The following is a 20966-nucleotide window of genomic DNA, read 5'->3' as shown; positions in this document are numbered from 1 at the left end:
TCGACCATGAAAGGCGACTTCGCACGCGTCAGCTTCGACCCGGCGCTGCATTACAGCCAGGTTTTGCAACAGCAGGGCCGCGTGTTGCTGGAGGCCGACTGGAACGAACAGGCGCAGATCCAGCTGCACCTGCTGCGCACCCTGGTGCGCGACCTGGTCGGCCCGTGCTGGGCGGCCGGCACGGGCTTCGCCATCACCGCCCGCACCACCAACGCGGACGGCAGCAGCAAGCCGCTGCCGTTGACCGACTGGCAGCTGGCGCCGGGGCACTTCTACGTCGACGGCATCCTGTGCGTGAACGAAGCCGTATGCACGCTGGCGCAGCAACCGAATGCGCCTACGCCGGACTACGGCGTAGCCGACGGCAAGAGCGGCTTCGAGAACCCGCCGGCCGGTGTCGTGCTATGGCTGGACGTGTGGGAGCGCCACCTGTGCGCGGTGGAGGCGCCGGGCATCGCCGACGTGGCGCTGGACGGCATCGACACTGCCACGCGCGCGCAAGTGGTATGGCAGCTGCGCCTGCTCGACCAGCCGCGGGCGCAGCAGCAGCTCGACGACATCACCACGGCGCTGACGACGCGCCAGGGTACTGCCGGCAACCCGGCCGACGTCGCGGCGATCAAGCAGCAACTCGCCGAGGTGGCGCAGTTGCGCCAGGATGTCGCCGGCGGCCAGGCCAACGCCTCGCCCTGCGTGATGCTCCGCCAGCTGCTCGGCGCGCGCGCGGCGTACGCCTTGCCGCGGCTGCGCGCGGAACTGGGGCCGCAGGAATCCGACAACGATCCCTGCGTGATTGCTGCCGATGCGCGCTACCGCGGCATGGAGAACCAGCTGTACCGGGTCGAGATCCACCAGGGCGGGCCGGTCGGCGCGGCGAGCTTCAGGTGGTCGCGCGAGAACGGCTCGGTGGTGTTCCCGGTCACCGGCCACGATCCCGGCGCCACGGCGGACGACGGTAGCGCAACGCTGACGGTGACCCTGGCCCGGTTCGGCCGCGACGCCCGCCTCAGCCTGGCGGCGAACGACTGGGTCGAACTGGTCGATGACCGCTACACGCTGGGGCAGCGCGCGTACCCGCTGCTGCAGGTAATCGCGATCGACCCGGCAAACGCCAGCGTCACCTTGAACGTGCCGAAGAACACCACGCCGTGGCCGCTGTCCGACGACCCGCACGAGCACCCGTTGTTGCGCCGGTGGGACCAGCGCGAAGCGGTGAACGCGCAGGGCGTGCTGGTCGTCGCCGAAGGCGCCGCGATCGCGCTGGAGAGCGGCATCCAGATCACCTTCGAGCCCGGCGGTGTCTACGCCACCGGCGACTACTGGCTGATCCCCGCGCGCGTGGCCGGCGACGGCCAGCTCGACTGGCCGTCGCTCAACGGCGCGCCCGCTGCACTGCCGCCGCGCGGCCTGCACCACTACGCGGTGCTCGGCGCCAGCGGCGACGGCAACTACGACGAATGCTGCTGCCGCTTCGACAGCCTGTGCGAGTTGCTGCGGGCCGCGTCCACGACCGTACCGGGCACGCCCAACCACAAGCTGTTCGCCGCGCCTGCGGCCAACGCGGTCAAGTCGACGGCGGCGGGCAGCGCCAGGCGCAAGCAGACCCGCAAGCCGGGGAAACCCGCGGGTCCGGCCTGAGCATCATCGCCGCCGAGATGAACCCATTGCCGAGGAAACGGCCCCATGGATCCGCTGACCGCCCCGTACTTCCCGATCATCTACGTCCGCGGCTACGCGATGACGCCGAGCGAGATCGCGGCCACTGTCGCCACGCCCTACATGGGCTTCAACCTCGGCGCCACCAAGGTGCGCCAGGCCTGGGACGGCACCGTGCTGCGGCACGTGTTCGAGTCGCCGCTGGTGCGGCTGATGAAGGATTACGGCTACCGCGACACCTACACCAACGGCATCGAGATCAGCGGCGAGATCCAGGCGCGCAGCGTGGTGATCTACCGCTACTACGACCCGGCCGACAGCGACCTGGGCAACGGCAAGGCGTTGTCCATCGTCGAGGCGGCGCAGGGGTTGAAGGAACTGCTGCACCAGGTGCGCGACCAGATCTGCGGCGACGACGCCGCGCGCCGGCAGGCCTTCCGCGTGCACCTGGTGGCGCATTCGATGGGCGGCCTGGTATGCCGCAGCTTCCTGCAGAACGATGCGATCAGTACGCCCGAGGATCGCGCCATGGTCGACAAGGTGTTCACCTACGCCACGCCGCACAACGGCATCGAGGTGGCCGGCATCAACGTGCCCGCGGCGCTGGGCCTGTGGGACATGAACAACTTCAACCGCAGGACCATGGCCGGTTACCTCGGCCTGAAGGGCGCGCCGGAGCGCGTGGACACGCTGGACGGCAAGTTCGACCCGCGGCGCTTCTTCTGTTTCGTCGGCACCAACCAGCGCGACTACGAGGTGGCGCTTGGCCTCACCCGCAAGCTCGCCGGCGAGATGAGCGACGGCCTGGTGCGAATCGAAAACGCCACCGTGCAGGAGGCGCCGCGTGCGTTCTCCTATCGCAGCCACAGCGGCACCTACGGCGTGGTCAATTCCGAGGACGGCTACCAGAACCTGGTGCGCTTCCTGTTCGGCGACGTGCGCGCGGACGGTGCGCTGGACGTCGACGCGCTGCCGTTGCCGGCCTCGATCCAGAAGGCCAAGGACAGCGGCAAGCAGGTGCGCGCCTCGTACTATTTCGAGGCCACCGTGGCGCCGCGTGGCGCGGCCAACTACAAGCTCACCGAACGGCGCCGCGACACCTGCAGCGCGGTGCTGCGCAGCTTCGACGAGCTGCTGCGACCGGACAACATCGGCCGCGCCGCGCCGCGCTCGCCGGTGCTGTTCTCGGCCTTCCTCGACACCAGCAAGATCACCGTGGGCCGCACCATGGTCTTCAGCGTGGACCTGGCGGTGTCGACCACCGGCTACACCATCGACAACAAGCTGTGGCTCGACCAGCACGTCGAAGGCGAGTACCTGTTCCGCGACACCGTGGTGATCCGCGCCACGCAGAGCGCCGATGACTGGAACCTGCGCTACGTATTCGCCGACGAGCGCTCCAGCGAGTCGCTCGGTACGCTGGCCGCGCGCGATGGTGACGATTACCTGATCCCGCTGTCCTCGCCGAAGGGCTTCAAGGGCCAGCTGCGCCTGGCGGTGACGCGCCTGGCGGTGGCGGCCGAGCTGGCCGGGCAGGCCAGCTCGGCCGGCGGCTGATCGGCGGGGCCGGACGGGCGGTCCGTGTCGACGCGGCGGAAGCTGCCCTTACACTACGCGCATGAACGATCTCGCCGCCGCCTCGCCGTGGAACCTCAGCGTCGCCCCGATGATGGACTGGACCGACCGCCACTGCCGCTACTTCCACCGGTTGCTGTCGCCGCGCGCGCGGCTGTACACCGAGATGGTGACCAGTGCGGCGCTGGTGCGCGGAAAACAGCTGCGCCTGCTCGAGCACAGCCAGCAGGAACACCCGCTGGCGCTGCAGCTGGGCGGCAGCGAGCCGCACGAGCTGGCGCAGGCGGCGCGCTTCGGCGCCGAGGCCGGCTACGACGAGATCAACCTCAACGTGGGCTGCCCGTCCGACCGCGTGCAGTCGGGCCGCTTCGGCGCCTGCCTGATGCGCGAGCCGGCGCTGGTGGCCGATTGCGTGAAGGCGATGCGCGACGCGGTCAGCGTGCCGGTGACGGTGAAGTGCCGCATCGGCGTGGACGACCAGGACGCCTACGCCGATCTGCAGCAATTCACCGGGCTGATGCTGGAAGCCGGTGTCGGGGTGCTGGTGGTGCACGCGCGCAAAGCGTGGCTGAAGGGCCTCAGCCCGAAGGAGAACCGCGAGGTGCCGCCGCTGGACTACGAGCGGGTGTACCGGCTCAAGCGCGAGTTTCCGCAGCTGGTGGTGGTGATCAACGGCGGCATCACCACGGTGGCGCAGGTGCGTGCGCACCTGACGCGGCTGGACGGGGTGATGCTGGGCCGCGCGGCGTACCACGACCCGTACCTGCTGGCCCAGCTCGAGCATGCGCTGCATGGCGAGCCGCTGCCTGATCGCGACAGCGTGCTGCAGCGCCTGCGGCCGTACGTGGAGGCCGAGCTGGCGCGTGGCACCGCGCTGAAGCACATCAGCCGGCACCTGCTGGGCCTGTACCAGGGCGAGCCGGGCGCGCGGGCGTTCCGCCGCACGCTCAGCGAGGGCGCGCACCTGCCTGGCGCCGGCTGGGCGCTGCTGGAGCAGGCGATGGCGCCGTGCGCGGCGGCGGCGTGACAGCCGCCGCCCGTCCGGTCAGTATTCAGGCCTGATTGTCTAGGCTGGCCGCACCGGCAGTTGCCGGGGCGGTGACTTTACCCATGACGACGCACAAAAACTTCATCCATGCTCTGCTGATATCGCTGTTTGCCGGCGCTGCCGGACTGGCCGTGGCGCAGTCGGCCGAGTCGACGGTGACGCTGGACCAGGCGGTGCTCCAGGTGCAGCAGGAGACCGGCGGCAAGGTATTGTCGGCCGAGCAGCGGGGGGTCGGGCGCCGGCAGGAGTACCGCATCAAGGTGCTCACCGCCGACGGCCACGTCAGGGTGATGGTGGTCTCCTCCGAATCGGGCAAGAATCCGTCATCCGCCCAGTCAACCAAGAACCCGCCCGCCAAGAGCGCGGGCCGCAAGGAGAAACGCTGATGCGCATCCTGTTGGTGGAGGACGAGGCGCCGTTGCGCGAGACGCTGGCGGCGCGCCTGAAACGCGACGGCTTCGCCGTCGACGCGGCGCAGGATGGCGAGGAGGGCATCTACCTCGGCCGCGAGGTGCCGTTCGATCTGGCGATCATCGACCTGGGCCTGCCCAAGATGTCCGGCATGGAGCTGGTCAGGGCGCTGCGCGAGCACGGCCAGCGCTACCCGATCCTGATCCTGACCGCGCGCGGCAGCTGGCAGGACAAGGTCGAGGGGCTGAAGTACGGCGCCGACGACTACCTGGTGAAGCCGTTCCACGTCGAGGAACTGCTGGCGCGCATCAACGCGCTGGTGCGCCGCGCCAGCGGCTGGTCGAAGCCGATCCTGGCCTGCGGCATGATCAAGCTGGACACCACCGCGCAGACGGTGACGGTGGAAGGCAAGCCGGTCGACCTGACCAGCTACGAGTACAAGGTGCTCGAATACCTGATGCTGCATGCCGGCGAACTGGTGTCCAAGGCCGACCTCACCGAGCACATCTATCAGCAGGATTTCGACCGCGACTCCAACGTGCTGGAAGTCTTCATCGGCCGCCTGCGGCGCAAGCTGGACCCGGACGGCACCCTCAAACCCATCGAGACGGTACGTGGACGCGGATACCGCTTTGCCATCCCGCGCACCGACGGCGACGACGAATGAGCGTGGATCGCCGCGCCGCCCGCTGTCGCTGGCGGCACGCGCGGCGATCGCCACTACCTTCGTGCTGGCCGGGTTCCTCGGTCTGGTCGGGCTGACCCTGACTCAGACCAACAAGGCGCGCGCGCTGCGCACGCTGCACGACCGGCTCGAGAATTTCACCATCGCGTACATCACCGGCACCGACGTGAACCGGTACGGCCGGCTGCTGCCGCCGGAAACCTCGCCGAACCCCAACTTCTCGCGGCCGGGCTCGGGCCTGTATGCGGTGGCGCTGGGCGACCATGGCTTCCACTGGGAATCGTCCTCGGCGATCGGCCGCGACTTCACCTTCCTGAAACCGCTGGAACCGGGCCAGAGCCAGTTCGTGGGGCCGGTCGACACCCGCATGGGCCGGCTCTACTACTACAGCTACGGCGTGGCGCTGGACACCGTGGAAAAAAAATCGGTGCGGCTCACCGTGATGGTGGCGCAGACCGAGGACCAGCTCGAGGGAGAGAACGCGGTGTTCCGCCATACCCTGGTGATCTGGCTGTCGATCCTCGGCGTGATGCTGATCGCGCTGCAGTTGCTGCTGCTGCGCTGGAGCCTTACTCCGCTGCGCAAGGTGGCCAGCGACATGAGCCGGGTCGAGCGCGGTGACAGCGAGCAGCTGGACAGCCAGTACCCGCTGGAGCTGACCGGCCTGACCGAGCGCATCAACGCCTTCATCACCAACGAACGCGAGCAGCGCACGCGCTACCGGCACACCCTGGCCGACCTCGCGCACAGCCTGAAGACGCCGCTGGCGGTGATCCGCTCGCAGCTGGAATCGCCAGCGGCGGGCGACGAGGCGGCGCGCCGCGCCAGCGTGCTCGACCAGGTGCGGCGGATGAACGAGCTGGTCGCCTACCAGCTGTCGCGCGCGGCCACCTCCGGGCGGCAGACCTTCGCCAGCGCGGTGCCGATCGCCGGCCATGCCGAGGATCTGGTGCAGGGCCTGGAGAAGGTCTACGCGGCCAAAAATGTTCTCTGCGAATTCGACATCGAGGACGGCGCGGTGTTCTACGGCGAGCAGGGCGACCTGCTGGAGCTGATGGGCAACCTGCTGGAGAACGCGTTCAAGTGGGCCGGCCACCGCGTGCTGCTGGTGGTGAAGATGCTGCCGCAGCCCGGGCGCCAGCGGCCCGGCCTATGGCTGGGCGTGGAGGACGATGGCCCGGGCATCGCCGAGGACCAGATCGAGAAGGTGCTGCAGCGCGGCGTGCGCGGCGACGAGCGGGTGCAGGGCCACGGCATCGGCCTGTCGATCGTGCAGGACATCGTGCATGCCTACCAGGGCGAGCTGGTGGTCGACCGTTCGCCGGAACTCGGCGGCGCGCGCTTCAGCGTGAAGCTGGCGGCGAGCTGAGGCGACAGCGGAACGGTTGCGGATGCTCCGTCGCGGCGTTCAACGCGCGCGGCAGTAGCCAGCCGGCTCGCAGCCCTCGGCCGGCGAGCGGCCATAGAATATTTCCAGCAATTCGGCCACCGCCGGTTCGGCCTCGCGCAGCAGCTCCGGCTGCGAGTAATGCATCTCGCTGACCACGGCGAAGTACTCGGCGGCGCTTTCGGTGGCGTAGTGGTCGATCGGGCTGTTGCAGTGCTCCGCCGGCATGGCGGCCAGGCGGTCGTAGGCCTGCTGGAATTGCCCGATCCAGCGCCGCCGCGGGATGTCCACCAGCGGCGGCACGCCATCGGGCGGGCCGTCGAGCATGTCCAGCTTGTGCGCCATCTCGTGCACGACCACGTTGTAGCCGTCCCACGGCTGCTCCAGGTCCAGCTGCACGTCGGCCAGCGACAGCACCAGCGGGCCACGTTCCCACGCCTCGCCGACGCGGATTTCGTCGCCCTCGGTGACCACTCCGGTGCGGTCGTCGTGGTGGCTGCGGCGCACCTTGAACTCGCCGGGGTAGATCAGCACCTCGCGCCAGCCGCGCAGGCTGGCGCCACCTTGCCGCAAGGCCGGCAGACAGGCCTGCATGGCGATCAGCAGGCGCCAGTAGTCATCCAGCACGGCGCCGGCCAGGGCATGGAAGTGCTTGCGCGCCAGGAACAGGGCGGACAGCTGACGCAGCTGCAGCTGCCGTTCGGGGTCGAGCCGGCGCGCCAGCGGGCAGCCGGCCAGCGCGCGCCGCCACAGTGGATCGGCGATCGGCGCCGGCTCAAAACGCGCCCGCAGCGATTGCCACCATGGACCCGGCATGACGCCGAGCGTTACTGGATCGAGCCTGGCAGCAGCGATTGCCAGCCCAGGTGCGGCCGGCGCGCCGGCGTTGGCGTGGAGGAGCCGCCGCCGGAACGGGTGCTGCCGTTGCCGGAGCTGCTGCCGGTACTGTCGTTGCTGCCGGCCGGCGGGCAGTCGCGGTTGAGCCCCAGCACGTCGCCGCCGCTGTTGCTGCTGCTGGCGTCATGCGAGCTGGCGTTGTCGAGCGTGGCGTGCGAGGAGCTGTCCAGGTCCTGGCTGGCGTCCAGGCTGGTGGCCGCGGCACCACCCAGCCCCGCAACGCACAAGGCGCAACCGATAAGCCAATGGGTGGCACGCATGGCGATCGAACTCCCTGACCCTCAAGCGAAGATCCCGATCGTCGCAGAAACACCGAGGCCGTACCAGTGCTGCCGAGCTGCCCGCGGGTGCCGCAGGGCCGGTCGGCGGGCTAGAATCCGCCGATGTCCGAGCTGCCCCACCATCCGCCACGTTGTCCCTCGCCCGCTGCCGCTGGCGGGGCCGACTGATGCAGCCGGCGCAATTGCTGGCCCTGCTGGCCGAAGGCGAGCCGTTGTCCGGCGCCGGCCTTGCCGCACAGGCCGGGGTGACCCGCGCGGCGATCTGGAAGCAGGTCGAGGCCCTGCGCGCCCGCGGCGTGCCGGTCGAGGCACGCGGCACGGCCGGCTATCGGCTGCCGTGGCCGCTGCAGATGCTGGATGCGGGGCAGATCCGTGCCGCCCTGCCGGCACCGCTGGCGCGTTCGCTGGGAGCGCTGGAGGTGCATTGGGAGCTCGATTCCACCTCCAGCGAACTGCAGCGTCGCGGCCACGCGGCGAAGGACTTCAGCATCGTGCTGGCCGAGACCCAGCAGGCCGGTCGCGGCCGGCGCGGGCGCAGCTGGCTGTCGCCGCCCGGGCTGAATCTCTACCTGTCCTGCCTCAAGCGTTTCGAATCCGGTTTTGCCGCGTTGACGGGGTTGTCGCTGGCGGTCGGCGTGATCGTGCTGCGTGCGCTGGAGCATCTGGGCATCGCCGGGGCCGGGCTGAAATGGCCGAACGACGTGCTGGTCGCAGGCGAGCGCCACGCCGGCGGCAAGCTGGGCGGCATCCTGGTCGAGCTGAGCGGCGAATACCAGGGCCCCTGCGCGGCGGTCATCGGCATCGGCCTCAACCTGCGGCTGACCCCGGCGCTGCGCGAACAGGCGGGCCAGCCGGCCTGCGACCTGGCGACTCTCGCCGGCGGCACGCCGCCGGATCGCAATCATGCGGCGGCGGCGTTGATCGCCGCCCTGGTCGAGGGCTTGCGGCAGTTCGAGCGCGACGGCTTCGCCACGTTCAGCGCCGACTACGCGCGCCGCGACCTGCTGCGCGGCCAGCCGCTGCAGCTGAGCGGCGCGCTGGGCGCGATCGACGGCGTGGGCGCCGGCGTGGACGGGCGCGGCGCGCTGCAGGTGCGCATGGCCGACGGCAGCGTGCGCCGGATCGACAGCGCGGACGTCACGGTACGCCGCGCATGAGGCTGCTGCTCGACCTCGGGAACACGCGGCTGAAGTGGGCGCTGCAGGCGCCGCCGGAGGGCTGGCTGGCGCGTGGCGCGGTGGATTGGCTGGAAGCCGACCCGATGGCCGCGCTGGCATCGGCCTGGGCCGGTCTGCCGCGGCCGACGCGGGTGCTTGCGGCATCGGTGGTCGATGCCGCGCGCGAAACCCGGGTGGCCGCGGTGACGCAGCAGCTGTTCGTCTGCGCGCCGACCTGGCTGCGCACTCCGGCGCAGGCCTGCGGTGTGCGCAACGCCTACGCCGAGCCGCAGCGGCTCGGCGTGGATCGGTTCCTGGCGATGGTGGCGGCACATGCCGACGGCCACGCACCGTGCGTGCTGGCCGGCGTCGGTACCGCGCTCACGCTGGACGCGCTGGCGGCGGATGGCCAGCATCTGGGTGGCCTGATCGCGCCGGGGCCGCTGCTGATGCAGCAGTCGCTGCTGGGCGCCACGGCACAGGTGCGACCGGAGCGGCCGGGCGCGATCGTGGATCTGGCCGACAATACCGCCGATGCGGTGGCCTCGGGCTGCTGGCACGCGACGGCCGCGCTGGTCGAGCGCTTCGCCACGCATGCGGCGGCGCGGCTGGGCGACACGCCGACGCTGATCCTCGGCGGCGGCGATGCCGCGTCGCTGCTGCCGCTGCTGTCGCTGCCGGCACGGCTGGGTCCGGACGGCGTGCTGCGCGGCCTTGCCGTGTGGGCCGATGCGCCATGACGCCGTCCGTCTAGAATGATGGCCGCTGCCGCTTGATGGGGGTTCGATGTTCCTGCGCCTGCTGTTCGTGTTGTTGACTGCACTGAATATCGCGGTGGGCGCCTGGCTGCTGCTGGGGCAACCGTATGCCCGCGGCGGCATGCCCAGCGATCCTGGCGTGACGGAACTGCGCCTGCTGTCGGAACTGCCGGTTCCCGGTCCGGCAGCCGCGGCAACGGCGGCGATCCCGGCGGCGGCAACGGCAGCCGTCCCGGCCGCGGCGACCCCGCCGCGCAATCTCAGCTACAGCTGCCTTGCGCTCGGCCCGTTCGCCACTCCGCAGGATCTGCGCAGCGCGCGCCAGGCGCTGTCCGCGCAGACCGTGCGCATGCGCTCACGCCAGGAACAGGCCAGCCAGACCAGTGGCTGGTGGGTCTACCTGCCGTCCGCCGGCAGCCGCGCGCAGGCGCTGGCGGTGGCGCGCCAGCTGGCGGCACGCAACATCGACGACTACTTCGTGGTCAGCGCCGGCGACCAGCCCAACACCATCTCGCTGGGCCTGTTCAAGGACCCGGCCAATGCGCGCAAACGCCGCGACGAGGTCACCGCGGCCGGCTTCCCCGCGCGCATGAGCGAGCGCAGCGAGAGCGTGCCCGAGTACTGGCTGGACCTGGTGGTCGCCGACGGCGGCAACCTCGACTGGCGTAGCCGCGTGCGTACCACCGGCGTCGATGCGCACGGCACCGGCTGCTTCTGAACCGCCCCGCGATGCGGCCTGCTAGAATCCCCCGGCCTCGCCGGCATAGCTCAGTTGGTAGAGCAACTGATTTGTAATCAGTAGGTCGCGGGTTCGATTCCTGCTGCCGGCACCACTTCGCAAGCATCCGCATGCCACTTGAGTGGGCCTTTGCCGTGCCGGCAGCCTCGTGGTGATCGCGTCACCGCGTGCTCCAGGCTGAACGCTTCACGCCGGCCTTAACGAGATCGTCGCGGTCTGTCTACTTTTGCCTGTCCACGCTCGGCATCGCCGGGGGGATACGCGCGAGGGCACATCATGGGTACGCTTTACGTGGTGCAGGGCTTTCACGAGGTGGACGGCGATATCGTCGCGGACAAACCCATCCTTCACGGCATGGAACAGCTGGCGCGCAAGCGCGGCAAGATGTTGGCCGGGCAACTTGACGGCGTGCTGGTTTATGCGCAGGCGGCGGACGTTGACCGCGGCGAGTATTCGGAGCCAGTCATTCTCGCCCGTTATGGCTGGGTGCCGCATCCCGAGCAACAGAGCCTTTGCCAGGCGGGCTGAGCCAAGGCACAACCAAACGGCAACAGCCGTCGGCCGAGTTTCCCCTCGCGGGGCCGGGTGCGTACATCGGTCGTAGGTGTGCGCCGACATACACGGCGTGCCGCCCCATGCAGACTGGGCAAATACCGGAGTCACCGATCATCCATCGGCCAGGGGGCGCACGGGTGGGACTCCGGCACCGCTGGCCCTGGGAGTGCGGCGATGCGCATGGTTCTGACGATCAAGGAAAGCCGCCACGGCATGTGGTGCATCTGCAGCGGGGAGGCAGTGCTGTATGACAAGCTGCCCTTCGCACGCGCGATCCGGCTGGCGCGCGGGCTGGCTCGCGAGGAACACGCCAGCTCCGGCTGCGTGGCCAGTGTCGAACTGGCCTGTTCGGAATTCACCATCGCCCTGGCGCACTATGCGGGCGGTGTCAGCCCGCGCCGCGCCGCGGCCTGACGGCGCCGATCCGTTGCGTTGCCATACCGGCTACCGTCGCGCCGTGTACCGCCAACGGCGTGGCGGATGGGGCTGTTGCAGGATATCGCCAGCGCGCGAGGCGTCGCTTCTGCTCGCGATGTGCTGCCGGCGGTGACTGGCGGTTGCTGCGTGTGAACATGCGCGTGGCGTAAAAGCTTGCTAGGATCGACGCCGTGGCTGCGCAGGGGCAGTCCAGGGTGATTGACATGCAAACGCTTATTACGCATTCCGCCTTCTGGCGTGGAGTGTTGTTGTTTGCAGGGACGCTGTTGGGGAAAGTCGTCCGGGCTACCAGGCCTGCCATTTCACCGTCCCGGAGTGCAAGGGAACTGGTGTCATGGAATCCGGGGGCGCATTCGCGTCGCGAGGACGAACTGGCGCGAAGTCGCCAGACGGAATGCAACTGACGGGCTGCGCCGGCCGGACTGGCGCGCCGTTTCGCAGGAGCTGACGCACTGGTCGTGAATGCGGCCGCCGTGATCGTGCGCGGCGATCCGCCAACGTCGCTGCTTGCGTTCCGGTAAACTTCGGCTCGTTCGCGGCGCTTCATGCCGCGGGCATCTTCTCACAGGGACGGCGGTGACTCGTTCGGGACAGTGGCAGATGGTCCCCTTCGCCGGCGGCCGTCCCGACCTCGGCGGCGAGCGATGGCCCAGGCCGTGCGGCCGCCGCGACACATGGCGGGTAACCACGCATCATGGGCAAACAGACCGTTTCATTGATCGGCGTGCCGACCGACATCGGCGCCGGCCATCGCGGCGCGGCGATGGGGCCGGAGGCGCTGCGGGTGGCCAACCTGGCAGAGAAGCTGGGGCGGCGCGGGCTGAAGGTGATGGACCGCGGCAACCTGCAGGGGCCGCTCAATCCGTGGCTGCCGCCCGAGTACGGCTATCGTCATCTGGACGAGGTGGTGGCCTGGAATACGGCCGTCTATACGGCCATTCACCAGGAGCTGCAGGCCGGTCGCCTGCCGATCATGCTCGGCGGCGACCACTGCCTGGCGATCGGCTCGATCTCGGCGGTGGCGCGCCACTGCCACGACGAGGGCAAGCGCCTGCGTGTGCTGTGGCTGGATGCGCATACCGATTTCAACACCGCGCAGGCCACCCCTTCCGGCAACATCCACGGCATGCCGGTGGCCTGCCTGTGCGGGATCGGCCCGGCCGGGCTCATCGATCTGGGCGGCAACGTGCCGGCGACCTCGCCGGAGGTGTTCCGCTACATCGGCATCCGCTCGGTGGATGAGGGCGAGAAGCAGCTCGTGCGCGAGGCGAACATGCGCGTGCACGACATGCGCCACATCGACGAGATCGGCATGAAGCGCGTGATGGAAGAGGCGCTGGCGGGCGTCGACGAGAACACCCACCTGCATGTCAGCTTCGACGTCGACTTCCTCGACCCCAGCATCGCGCCGGGCGTGGGCACCACCGTTCGCGGGGGCCCGAATTACCGCGAGGCGCAGCTGTGCATGGAGATGATCGCCGACACCGGCCGCATGGCGTCGCTCGACATCGTCGAGCTGAACCCGGCGTTCGACAAGCGTAACCAGACCGCGAAGCTGGCAGTGGACCTGGTCGAATCGCTGTTCGGCAAGTCCACGCTGATCCGCTGAGGCGGCCTGGCGACGCCGGCGCGGCCGTTCGGCGCGCGCTGGCGGGTTCGCTTACCCCTCGATGAGCTTTGCGTCCGGCGCGTTCGCCCTGACCGAAGCGATGCCGGCGTCGCGCGAGTGCTCGCTCTCGTACATCTCGCTGCTGCCGATGACCTGATGGTTGGCGGCCTTCAGGTTGAAGTGGAACTTGCCGTTGACCGAGGTCTTCTTCTCGTAGCGAGCCGCGTCCGGCGCGTTCTTGCGTACCGACTCGATGCCGTTGTGCGCGCTGGCCTTGTCCCTGTAGCCCTCGCTCTTGAGGATGATTTCGCCGTTGGCCGCCTTGAGGTTGAAATAGGTCTCGCCGTTCTTGCCGGTAAACACGGTGAATTTGCCGCTCATGAGCTTCGGTCTCCTTGCCGTGGCTGGGGTCGACGGAATCTGTACTGGCGCATGTGATTTTTTTGGCAAGGGCCGCAGCCCGGCCGGTCGAGCTGTTTGGCGGGATGTCGTAGACTGCGCTTTTCCTTGCGCGGCGCAGCATGAACACCCGAGTCCTCACCGGCATCACCACCACCGGCACCCCGCACCTGGGCAACTACGTGGGCGCGATCCGTCCGGCGGTCGAGGCCAGCCGGCGCGATGACGTGGAGGCGTTCTTCTTTCTTGCCGACTACCACGCGCTGATCAAGAGCGACGACGCCGCACGCATCGAACGTTCGCGGCTGGAGATCGCCGCGACGTGGCTGGCCGCCGGACTCGATCCGCAGCGGGTCACGTTCTACCGCCAGTCGGACATCCCGGAAATCCCCGAGTTGACCTGGTTCCTCACCTGCATTGCGTCGAAGGGCATGCTCAACCGCGCGCACGCGTACAAGGCGGCGGTGGACAAGAACGCCGCGGCGGGCGAGGACGCCGACGCCGGCATCACCGCCGGGCTGTACATGTACCCGGTGCTGATGGCCGCCGACATCCTGGCATTCGACGCCAACCAGGTGCCGGTGGGGCGCGACCAGATCCAGCACATCGAGATGGCGCGCGACCTCGGCCAGCGCTTCAACCATCTGCACGGGCACGAGTTCTTCGTGCTGCCGGAGGCGCTGATCGAGGAACAGGTGGCCACCCTGCCGGGGCTCGACGGCCGCAAGATGTCGAAGAGCTACGACAACACCATTCCGCTGTTCGCCGGCGGCACGAAGCAGCTGCGCGAGGCGATCATGCGCATCGTCACCGACTCGCGCGCGCCCGGCGAGCCGAAGGATCCGGACAGCTCGGCGCTGTTCACCATCTTCCGCGCGTTCGCCGGCGAGGCCGAGACCGCAGCGTTTCGCCAGGCGCTGCTGGGCGGCATCGGCTGGGGCGAGGCGAAGCAGGCGTTGTACGAGCGCATCGAGGCCGACGTGGCGCCGATGCGCGAGCGCTACGAGGCGCTGATGGCCGACCCCGCCGCGATCGAGGCGACCCTGCACCAGGGCGCGCAGAAGGCGCGCGCGATCGCCACGCCGAAGCTGGCCGCGCTGCGCGAAGTGCTGGGCCTGCGCGCGATGACCACCGCGCCGGTGCATGGCGGGCACGCCCAGGCCGCGGCGAAGGCGGAGCGGGCTCCGCGCTTCGCCAGCTTCCGCGATGACGACGGCCGCTTCCGCTTCCGGCTGTTCTCCGCCGATGGCGAGGAGCTGCTGCTGTCGAAGCCGTTCGCCGATCCTAAGGCCGCCGGCGCGCTGCAGAAGCGGCTCAGGAGCCTGGGCGCAGCGGCGGCCGTGCTGCAGCTCCAGGCGCAGGGCATGAGCCTGGAGCTGGACGGCGAGGCGGTCGCCAGCACGCCCGACTACCGCGACGAGCAGGCGCGCGACGCAGCGCTGGCGCAGCTGCGCGTGGCGCTGGACCAACTCGCCGCGCAGGCATGAGGCGCGGCGCCACACTTTCCGGGTGATCGACCGATGCGTTACCTCGCCATCCTGCTGCTTGCGCCGCTGCTGCTGATCCTGTGCTGGGGCTACTGGGCGTACCCGAAGAGCCTGCCGCGCACGTCCGGCCGGCGCATCTTCGATGCCGCCGCGCTGCTGCTGGCGCTGATCGCGGCGGTGCAGTGCGCGGTGCTCGGCTTTGACACCGTCGAGCTGCCCGCGGTCGACGGCTTCGGTCGCGCCAGCGGCGCGATCTGGCAGCAGGTGCTGCCGGCGTTGTACGGCTACGGCGCATTCGCCGCCGTCGTCGTGCTGGCGATGCTGCTGCGCCATGTGCTGTGGGGACGCCGTCGGCGCAGCTGAGCGGGCCTGCATGTTCGGGGCGGAGCGCCGGTCACCGCTCATGGCGTGACTTGTGGCGGTCGAAGCGGACGCGCGCAGGCGGCAAGCTGTGCGTTACCCGGCGTGGCCATCCATCGCCTCCACGGCGCCACCCCGCGCCGCCTCCCCGCGGAAATTTTTCAACATGCGCCTGGCATGCCTGCTGTTCGTTACCATGGCCGCGCTGTCGGCACCGGTGGTGGCCGTCGAGATCGACGGCCACCTTGGCGCCGATGAGTGGAAGGGCGCGCAACACGTCAGCGACTTCCGCCAGACCCAGCCGCTCACCCGCAAGCCGGGCTCGCTGCCGACCGAAGCCTGGATCCTGGCCACGCCGCAGGGCCTGGCGGTGGCGTTCCGCTGCGTGCAGCCGCCCGGCGTGCCGCGCACCCATCAGCGCGTGCAGCGCGACTTCGAGGACCAGGTCGACCGCGTCAACGTGATGGTCGATTTCAACGGCGACGGGCGCACCGGCTACGACTTCGTGGTCAGCTCGACCGGCGGCGTCAACGATGCCGTGCTCACCAACGAGAACCAGTTCAACAAGGACTGGGACGGCAACTGGCGCCACGCGGTGAGCGAGGATGCCGAAGGCTGGACGGTGGAGATCCTGATCCCGTGGTACATCGCGCCGATGCACACGGCGCGCGATGGCAAACGCACCCTCGGCGTCTATCTCGACCGCGTGACCGGCTCGAGCGGCGAGCGCGATGCGTGGCCGGCGGCCAGCTTCACGCTGCCGCGCTTCCTGTCCGAGTTCAGCCGGGTCGAAGTGCCACAGTACGGCCAGTCGCTGCTGGCGGTGACGCCGTACATGTCCGGCCTGTACGACAACGTGCGCGGCCGCAGCCACTTCCAGCAAGGCGCCGACCTGCTGTGGAAGCCGAACGGCCAGTTCCAGCTGACCGCCGCGCTGAACCCGGACTTCGGCCAGGTCGAGAGCGACGACCTGGTGGTCAACTTCAGCGCCACCGAGACCTACGTGCGCGACAAGCGACCGTTCTTCACCGAGAACCAGGGCATCTTCGACTTCAGCCTGCTCGACGATTACAGCCAGCTGGTCTACACGCGGCGTGTCGGCGGCCCGTCGGACGATGGCCGCGGCGCGGCCGGCATCGACGCGGCGGTGAAGCTCAACGGCAGCTTCGGCACCACCAGCTACGGCGTGCTGGCCGCCGACGAGGGCGGCGAGGCAGGGCGCTTCTTCGGCGCCGCGCGGGTGACCCACGACTTCGGCGAGCAGAGCGTGGGCATGCTGCTGACCCGGGTGGACCGACCGTTCCTGGACCGCGAGGCCAGCGTGCTCGGCGTGGACCACCACTGGCGGCCGACGCCGCAGCTGACCATCGCCACCAACGTGATCGGCAGCGACATCCTGCAGTCGGGCACGCACACGCGCGATACCGGCGGCACGCTGATCGCCGACCTGGAGATGGGCGATGGCTGGCGCCAGCAGTGGCTGGGCATGCACTTCGGCGACCAGCTGCAGGTCAACGACTTCGGCTACCTGGAGCGCAACAACTTCAACTACGGCCACTGGGAAGTGCGCAAGCGGAACACCGCGCTGCCCGCCGACTCCGCTTACAGCTCGCACGAGTGGCGCTTCCGCATCGACGCGCTCGACAACGACCATGGCCTGCGTCTGCGCCGCCAGCTGCGCCTGCGCCGCAACAGCAACCTGCGCAACGGCGCCACCGAGGTGGTGCAGCTCAACATCAACAGCGCCGGCTGGGACGACCTGCTCACGCGCGGCAACGGCGCGCTGTTCCTGCCGCCGTCGCTGGACCTGGCCTACGAGCGCATCAGCCCGCGCCACGGCGACTGGGCCTTCAAGCTGGACGCCGAAGTCCTCAGCGGCGGGCTCGGCGGCAACCGGCAGCTCGGCTACAACGTCAAGTTCATCCCGACCTATTTCGTCAACGACGCTTTCAGCGTCTACGCCGGTCCGTACTACGAGCACGCGCCGGACTGGCTGGTGTGGCAGCACGACAACCTCGTCGGCCGCTACGACGAACACACGCTGCAGCTGGACGCCGGCTTCGACTGGAGCATCGACAGCCGCCAGGAACTGCGCGTGCGGCTGCAGGCGCTCGGGCTGGCCGCGCAGGTGCGCGGCGGCTACCGGGTGCAGGCCAACGGCCGCGCCGCCGCCAGCAACGATCAGGTCGACGACTTCGCCGTGCGCAACCTCGGCCTGCAGATCCGTTACCGCTACGAGCTGGCGCCGCTGTCGTACCTGTACGTGGTCTACGGCCGCGGCGGCTACGCCATGGACGAACAGACGCGCGACGCCGGCGACCTGTTCGGCCGCAGCCTCGCGCTGCGCGACGACGAGCAGTGGCTGGTGAAACTGAGCTACCGATTCGACATCTAGCCGGTTCCGGCGGCAGGCCGCCGCCGGCGTCACCGCGCAAGCCGTCGCGCCTCTCGACGGGATGGCCGGCGCGCTTGCACATGTTGTCGCGCCCGCGCGACTTTCCGCGGGTGCTCCGGCATGATCGTGTCGAGGCCGGAATGCGGCCGCGGCTCGTCACGGGTATGGCTTCATGGGTGTCGACTTTTCCTGGACCGGTTTTGCGGTAGCGTTGGGTATCGGCCTGTTGATCGGCGCCGAGCGCGAACGGCGCAAGAGCGGCGATGGCGATGCGGTCGCCGGTATCCGCACCTTCGCCGTGGTGGCGCTGCTGGGCGCGGTCGGCGCGAGCTTCGGTACCGCGACGCTGCTGCTGGCGTTGGCGGCGGTGGCGGGGCTGCTGGCGATTGCCTATGCGCGCGATGCCGGCGGCGACCGCGGCCTGACCACCGAGGTCAGCCTGCTGCTCTGCCTGCTGCTGGGCGCCATGGCCATCCATCAGCCGCCGCTGGCGGCCGGGCTGGCGGTGGCGCTGACCATCCTGCTGGCGGCGCGCGAGCCCATGCATCACTTCGTACGCGGCGTGCTGACCGCGGAGGAGCTCAACAACCTGCTGATGCTGGCAGCCGCCACGCTGCTGGTGCTTCCGCTGCTGCCGGATCGCCCGCTCGGACCGTTCGACGCGATCAACCCGCGTGCGTTGTGGCTGATCGTGATCCTGATCATGTCGATCGGTGCCGCCGCCCATGCGCTGCTGCGGCTGGTGGGCAGCCGCGTCGGCCTGCCGCTGGCCGGCTTGCTCTCCGGCTTCGTGTCCAGCGTGGCCACCATCGGCGTGATGGGGGTGCAGGCGCGCGACCAGCCGGCGCGGCGGCGCTCGGCGATCGCGGCGGCGGTGCTGTCGACCGTGGCCACCTTCGTGCAGATGGCGGCGGTACTCGCGGCCACGGACCTGGCGACGCTGCGCGTGCTCGCCGTGCCGCTGGCCTGCGGCGGCGTGACTGCGGCGCTCTACGGTGCGTTGTGGACATGGAGGGGCCTGCGCCTGAGCACGCCGGACCCGGTGCAGGGCAGCGTGGTGTTCAGTGTCAAGGCGTCGCTCGGATTGGGCTTGATGATCGCCGTGGTACTGGTGGTGTCCGCCGCTATGCGCGCCTGGCTTGGTGACGGGGGGCTGGCTATCGCCACGGCTGTCGCCGGCTTCGCCGACACCCATGCGGCGGCGGTATCCGTGGCGGCGCTGGCCGCCACGGGCAGGATCGAGCCAGCAGCCACGGCGCTGCCGATCCTGATCGCGCTGAGCAGCAACAGCGTGTCCAAGGCGGTGATAGCCCGCGCGAACGGCGGCCGCAACTTCGCGCGACCGGTGTTGCTGGGCCTGGCGCTGGTGCTGGCAGCCACTTGGCTGGGCTGGTGGCTGGGCTGAGGAGCGGTGGATTTTATCCGCGAATCTTGAGGGCCACGCGCACGCGGCGGCAAGGCGTCAATCCCAGCGGTTGAGGTGTGGCCCGAAGGCCTTGCGCTGCGGTTGCACCACGCAGAAACGATGCCCGCTGGGCGCCTCCAGCACCCACCAGCGCTCGCGCACGAACGCGATGCGGCGTGCCCCGAGCTGCTCCAGCCGTGCCACCTCGGCGTCGAGGTCGTCGGTCTCGATGTCCAGGTGCACGCGGCTGGTGTGGTCCACCTTCTGCAGCAGGATGATCGGTTCGTCCGCGGCGGTCTGCAGCTCCGCGTACCTGCCGTCGCCGTCCTGGTCGACGCTGGCGATCGGCTTGCCCAGCGCCTGGCTCCAGAAATCGGCGGCCGGTGCGAGCTCGTCGACCTGGCAGTCGATGACGATGGTGCTGAGTCGGCTGTGGTGCATGGGAGTGTCTCCGTCGGATGACGCCACGCCTGCGGCGACGCAGTGCGAGAATAGCCGCATGGTTCCGCTCAAGTATCTCCAGGCTTACCCCGCCACGCTGCAGGACAAGGTGCGCGCGCTGATCGCGCAGGAGCGCCTGGGCGAGCACCTGGCCAGGCGTTATCCGGCGCGCCATGACGTGCAGAGCGACAAGGCGCTGTACGCATACGTGGCCGCGTTGAAGCAGCAGCACCTGAGGAATGCGCCAGGCATCGACAAGGTGCTGTACGACGCCAGGCTCGACGTGCTGCGCAACGCGCTGGGCCTGCACACCGCGGTTTCGCGCGTGCAGGGCGGCCGGCTCAAGGCAAAAAAGGAGATCCGCGTGGCCAGCCTGTTCAAGGCCGCCGCGCCGGAGTTCCTGCAGATGATCGTGGTGCACGAACTGGCGCACCTGAAAGAGATGGACCACAACAAGGCGTTCTACCAGCTGTGCACGCACATGTTGCCGGACTACCACCAGCTGGAGTTCGACCTGCGCGTCTACCTGACCTGGCGCGAATTGCCGCCGACGATCAACGTGAACCAGCGGGAATGACGATGGACAGCGCGGCGTTGCAGAAATACCTGTTGCGGTTGTTCGAGCGCCACGACGTCGAACTGGAAGCGGATGAGGATGGCTGGCTGATCACCGATGGCGATTTCCCCGCGATCCGCGCCGCCTGGCACGAGGGCGCGGCCGGCGAGCCTGGCCGGCTCGACGTCGACGTGGTGCTGAGCGAGGAGCGCTACATCGAGGAGAGCTTCGCCGGCGATGGCGGCGACGCCGGTTGCCGTGATGCGTTGCGCACGTTCGAGCGCGACGTATTCCACGTGCTGCTGGCGGCGTGCTGGTACGTCACCGACGAACGCCGCATGCGGATCGCCGCGTGGGAGATCGGCGTGCGCACCTGGGACGTGTTCATCGGCCCGAGCAGCGCACGCGGCGCGGAGGCGGCGCGCATGCCGGCCGAGGCGCTGGCGTCGGTCGAGGCCGCCTTGAAGCGCGAGGCGTTGACGCCCGAGTTGCACTGGCTGCGGCTGGTGTACCGCCATGCCGCGGACGGCGATTCACGCTGCGAAGCGCTGCTCGACAACGAACCGTGGACGGCCGGGACGCTGGCGCTGACCGCCGTGCCGTGGCCGCACGACGGCGATTACGTCGCGCGCCGTTTCCTGCTGCTGGATGTGCGTGACTATTGATCCCGTCGGATAGGGGCCCGCTGGCGGGCGATGCTTTTGCTCTTGCGAATCCCGAATCCCGG

Annotated in this window: 22 protein-coding genes and 1 tRNA gene; 19 read left to right on the top strand and 4 right to left on the bottom strand. The window is 69.5% G+C overall.

Annotated elements, in window-relative coordinates:
* Positions 1-6: 6 nt before the first annotated feature.
* From UUA_RS13915 to UUA_RS13890, 6 genes are all read left to right on the top strand, one after another.
* A complete protein-coding gene (locus UUA_RS13915; protein WP_008437955.1) occupies positions 7-1638 on the top strand; it encodes a DUF6519 domain-containing protein in 1632 nt (543 codons plus the stop codon).
* Between the two features lie 45 nt (positions 1639-1683).
* A complete protein-coding gene (locus UUA_RS13910) occupies positions 1684-3213 on the top strand; it encodes an esterase/lipase family protein (protein WP_008437954.1) in 1530 nt (509 codons plus the stop codon).
* A 61-nt stretch (positions 3214-3274) separates the two neighbouring features.
* Positions 3275-4258, top strand: coding sequence for a tRNA dihydrouridine(20/20a) synthase DusA (gene dusA, locus UUA_RS13905; protein WP_008437953.1), 984 nt, complete (start codon positions 3275-3277; stop codon positions 4256-4258).
* Between the two features lie 83 nt (positions 4259-4341).
* The gene (locus UUA_RS13900) at positions 4342-4665 is read left to right on the top strand and encodes a PepSY domain-containing protein (RefSeq protein WP_008437951.1); all 324 of its coding nucleotides are present in this window, start codon (positions 4342-4344) and stop codon (positions 4663-4665) included.
* Complete coding sequence (locus UUA_RS13895; RefSeq protein ID WP_008437950.1) at positions 4665-5357, top strand: response regulator transcription factor; 693 nt, start codon at positions 4665-4667, stop codon at positions 5355-5357. Before UUA_RS13900 ends, UUA_RS13895 begins: the two co-directional genes overlap by 1 nt.
* A complete protein-coding gene (locus UUA_RS13890; protein ID WP_008437949.1) occupies positions 5323-6744 on the top strand; it encodes an ATP-binding protein in 1422 nt (473 codons plus the stop codon). The genes UUA_RS13895 and UUA_RS13890 overlap by 35 nt, the downstream gene beginning before the upstream one ends.
* A gap of 39 nt (positions 6745-6783) precedes the next feature.
* Here the strand turns inward: UUA_RS13890 and UUA_RS13885 are convergent, their stop codons facing one another.
* Entirely contained in the window at positions 6784-7578 is a 795-nt protein-coding gene (locus UUA_RS13885; RefSeq protein ID WP_008437948.1) for a M90 family metallopeptidase, read from the bottom strand.
* A gap of 11 nt (positions 7579-7589) precedes the next feature.
* Complete coding sequence (locus UUA_RS13880) at positions 7590-7919, bottom strand: hypothetical protein (protein ID WP_008437947.1); 330 nt, start codon at positions 7917-7919, stop codon at positions 7590-7592.
* 188 nt (positions 7920-8107) lie between these two features.
* On the opposite strand from UUA_RS13880, the gene UUA_RS13875 reads away from it, so the two are divergent.
* The 7 genes from UUA_RS13875 to rocF all read left to right on the top strand — a co-directional run bounded on the left by UUA_RS13875 (position 8108) and on the right by rocF (position 13196).
* Positions 8108-9097 carry a biotin--[acetyl-CoA-carboxylase] ligase gene (locus UUA_RS13875; protein ID WP_008437946.1) on the top strand — a complete coding sequence of 330 codons (990 nt, stop codon included), beginning with the start codon at positions 8108-8110 and terminating at the stop codon, positions 9095-9097.
* Positions 9094-9837, top strand: a complete 744-nt coding sequence (locus UUA_RS13870) for a type III pantothenate kinase (protein ID WP_008437942.1) — start codon at positions 9094-9096, stop codon at positions 9835-9837. Before UUA_RS13875 ends, UUA_RS13870 begins: the two co-directional genes overlap by 4 nt.
* Before the next feature lie 46 nt (positions 9838-9883).
* Positions 9884-10573 carry an SPOR domain-containing protein gene (locus tag UUA_RS13865; protein WP_008437940.1) on the top strand — a complete coding sequence of 230 codons (690 nt, stop codon included), beginning with the start codon at positions 9884-9886 and terminating at the stop codon, positions 10571-10573.
* A gap of 39 nt (positions 10574-10612) precedes the next feature.
* Positions 10613-10688 (top strand) — tRNA-Thr (locus tag UUA_RS13860).
* A gap of 182 nt (positions 10689-10870) precedes the next feature.
* Positions 10871-11122 (top strand): hypothetical protein, encoded by a 252-nt coding sequence (locus UUA_RS13855; RefSeq protein WP_008437938.1) that lies wholly within the window; start codon positions 10871-10873, stop codon positions 11120-11122.
* 201 nt (positions 11123-11323) lie between these two features.
* Complete coding sequence (locus UUA_RS13850) at positions 11324-11563, top strand: hypothetical protein (protein ID WP_008437937.1); 240 nt, start codon at positions 11324-11326, stop codon at positions 11561-11563.
* Between the two features lie 718 nt (positions 11564-12281).
* A complete protein-coding gene (gene rocF, locus UUA_RS13845; RefSeq protein WP_008437936.1) occupies positions 12282-13196 on the top strand; it encodes an arginase in 915 nt (304 codons plus the stop codon).
* Between the two features lie 51 nt (positions 13197-13247).
* Here the strand turns inward: rocF and UUA_RS13840 are convergent, their stop codons facing one another.
* Positions 13248-13577, bottom strand: coding sequence for a YegP family protein (locus UUA_RS13840; RefSeq protein ID WP_008437935.1), 330 nt, complete (start codon positions 13575-13577; stop codon positions 13248-13250).
* 140 nt (positions 13578-13717) lie between these two features.
* Here UUA_RS13840 and UUA_RS13835 point away from each other — a divergent pair, with 140 nt between their 5' ends.
* The 4 genes from UUA_RS13835 (at position 13718) to UUA_RS13820 (ending at position 19242) form a co-directional block, all read left to right on the top strand.
* A complete protein-coding gene (locus tag UUA_RS13835; RefSeq protein ID WP_008437934.1) occupies positions 13718-15082 on the top strand; it encodes a tryptophan--tRNA ligase in 1365 nt (454 codons plus the stop codon).
* 33 nt (positions 15083-15115) lie between these two features.
* Positions 15116-15445, top strand: a complete 330-nt coding sequence (locus tag UUA_RS13830) for a hypothetical protein (RefSeq protein ID WP_008437933.1) — start codon at positions 15116-15118, stop codon at positions 15443-15445.
* A gap of 163 nt (positions 15446-15608) precedes the next feature.
* Positions 15609-17837 (top strand): DUF5916 domain-containing protein, encoded by a 2229-nt coding sequence (locus UUA_RS13825; RefSeq protein ID WP_008437931.1) that lies wholly within the window; start codon positions 15609-15611, stop codon positions 17835-17837.
* Positions 17838-18009: 172 nt separating this feature from the next.
* Positions 18010-19242 carry an MgtC/SapB family protein gene (locus UUA_RS13820; RefSeq protein ID WP_008437928.1) on the top strand — a complete coding sequence of 411 codons (1233 nt, stop codon included), beginning with the start codon at positions 18010-18012 and terminating at the stop codon, positions 19240-19242.
* Between the two features lie 57 nt (positions 19243-19299).
* Here the strand turns inward: UUA_RS13820 and UUA_RS13815 are convergent, their stop codons facing one another.
* Entirely contained in the window at positions 19300-19683 is a 384-nt protein-coding gene (locus UUA_RS13815; RefSeq protein WP_008437927.1) for a VOC family protein, read from the bottom strand.
* A 58-nt stretch (positions 19684-19741) separates the two neighbouring features.
* Between UUA_RS13815 and UUA_RS13810 the strand changes: the two genes are divergently transcribed.
* Both UUA_RS13810 and UUA_RS13805 read left to right on the top strand, forming a co-directional pair.
* A complete protein-coding gene (locus UUA_RS13810) occupies positions 19742-20260 on the top strand; it encodes a M48 metallopeptidase family protein (protein WP_008437926.1) in 519 nt (172 codons plus the stop codon).
* Between the two features lie 2 nt (positions 20261-20262).
* The gene (locus UUA_RS13805) at positions 20263-20904 is read left to right on the top strand and encodes a DUF6348 family protein (protein ID WP_039954101.1); all 642 of its coding nucleotides are present in this window, start codon (positions 20263-20265) and stop codon (positions 20902-20904) included.
* Positions 20905-20966: the final 62 nt, after the last annotated feature.

This window comes from Rhodanobacter thiooxydans LCS2 (assembly GCF_000264375.1).
In the GTDB taxonomy this organism is placed as follows: domain Bacteria; phylum Pseudomonadota; class Gammaproteobacteria; order Xanthomonadales; family Rhodanobacteraceae; genus Rhodanobacter; species Rhodanobacter thiooxydans.
The sequence above is the reverse complement of the archived record's forward strand: the minus strand, read 5'-3'. Positions and strand labels throughout refer to the sequence as shown.

Excerpts from the sequence above, each read along its gene's own strand:
- UUA_RS13915 (WP_008437955.1), top strand. The coding sequence starts at position 7 with ATGAAAGGCGACTTCGCACGCGTCAGCTTCGACCCGGCGCTGCATTAC.
- UUA_RS13910 (WP_008437954.1), top strand. The coding sequence starts at position 1,684 with ATGGATCCGCTGACCGCCCCGTACTTCCCGATCATCTACGTCCGCGGC.
- dusA (WP_008437953.1), top strand. The coding sequence starts at position 3,275 with ATGAACGATCTCGCCGCCGCCTCGCCGTGGAACCTCAGCGTCGCCCCG.
- UUA_RS13900 (WP_008437951.1), top strand. The coding sequence starts at position 4,342 with ATGACGACGCACAAAAACTTCATCCATGCTCTGCTGATATCGCTGTTT.
- UUA_RS13895 (WP_008437950.1), top strand. The coding sequence starts at position 4,665 with ATGCGCATCCTGTTGGTGGAGGACGAGGCGCCGTTGCGCGAGACGCTG.
- UUA_RS13885 (WP_008437948.1), bottom strand. The coding sequence starts at position 7,578 with ATGCCGGGTCCATGGTGGCAATCGCTGCGGGCGCGTTTTGAGCCGGCG.
- UUA_RS13880 (WP_008437947.1), bottom strand. The coding sequence starts at position 7,919 with ATGCGTGCCACCCATTGGCTTATCGGTTGCGCCTTGTGCGTTGCGGGG.
- UUA_RS13875 (WP_008437946.1), top strand. The coding sequence starts at position 8,108 with ATGCAGCCGGCGCAATTGCTGGCCCTGCTGGCCGAAGGCGAGCCGTTG.
- UUA_RS13870 (WP_008437942.1), top strand. The coding sequence starts at position 9,094 with ATGAGGCTGCTGCTCGACCTCGGGAACACGCGGCTGAAGTGGGCGCTG.
- UUA_RS13865 (WP_008437940.1), top strand. The coding sequence starts at position 9,884 with ATGTTCCTGCGCCTGCTGTTCGTGTTGTTGACTGCACTGAATATCGCG.
- UUA_RS13855 (WP_008437938.1), top strand. The coding sequence starts at position 10,871 with ATGGGTACGCTTTACGTGGTGCAGGGCTTTCACGAGGTGGACGGCGAT.
- UUA_RS13850 (WP_008437937.1), top strand. The coding sequence starts at position 11,324 with ATGCGCATGGTTCTGACGATCAAGGAAAGCCGCCACGGCATGTGGTGC.
- rocF (WP_008437936.1), top strand. The coding sequence starts at position 12,282 with ATGGGCAAACAGACCGTTTCATTGATCGGCGTGCCGACCGACATCGGC.
- UUA_RS13840 (WP_008437935.1), bottom strand. The coding sequence starts at position 13,577 with ATGAGCGGCAAATTCACCGTGTTTACCGGCAAGAACGGCGAGACCTAT.
- UUA_RS13835 (WP_008437934.1), top strand. The coding sequence starts at position 13,718 with ATGAACACCCGAGTCCTCACCGGCATCACCACCACCGGCACCCCGCAC.
- UUA_RS13830 (WP_008437933.1), top strand. The coding sequence starts at position 15,116 with ATGCGTTACCTCGCCATCCTGCTGCTTGCGCCGCTGCTGCTGATCCTG.
- UUA_RS13825 (WP_008437931.1), top strand. The coding sequence starts at position 15,609 with ATGCGCCTGGCATGCCTGCTGTTCGTTACCATGGCCGCGCTGTCGGCA.
- UUA_RS13820 (WP_008437928.1), top strand. The coding sequence starts at position 18,010 with ATGGGTGTCGACTTTTCCTGGACCGGTTTTGCGGTAGCGTTGGGTATC.
- UUA_RS13815 (WP_008437927.1), bottom strand. The coding sequence starts at position 19,683 with ATGCACCACAGCCGACTCAGCACCATCGTCATCGACTGCCAGGTCGAC.
- UUA_RS13810 (WP_008437926.1), top strand. The coding sequence starts at position 19,742 with ATGGTTCCGCTCAAGTATCTCCAGGCTTACCCCGCCACGCTGCAGGAC.
- UUA_RS13805 (WP_039954101.1), top strand. The coding sequence starts at position 20,263 with ATGGACAGCGCGGCGTTGCAGAAATACCTGTTGCGGTTGTTCGAGCGC.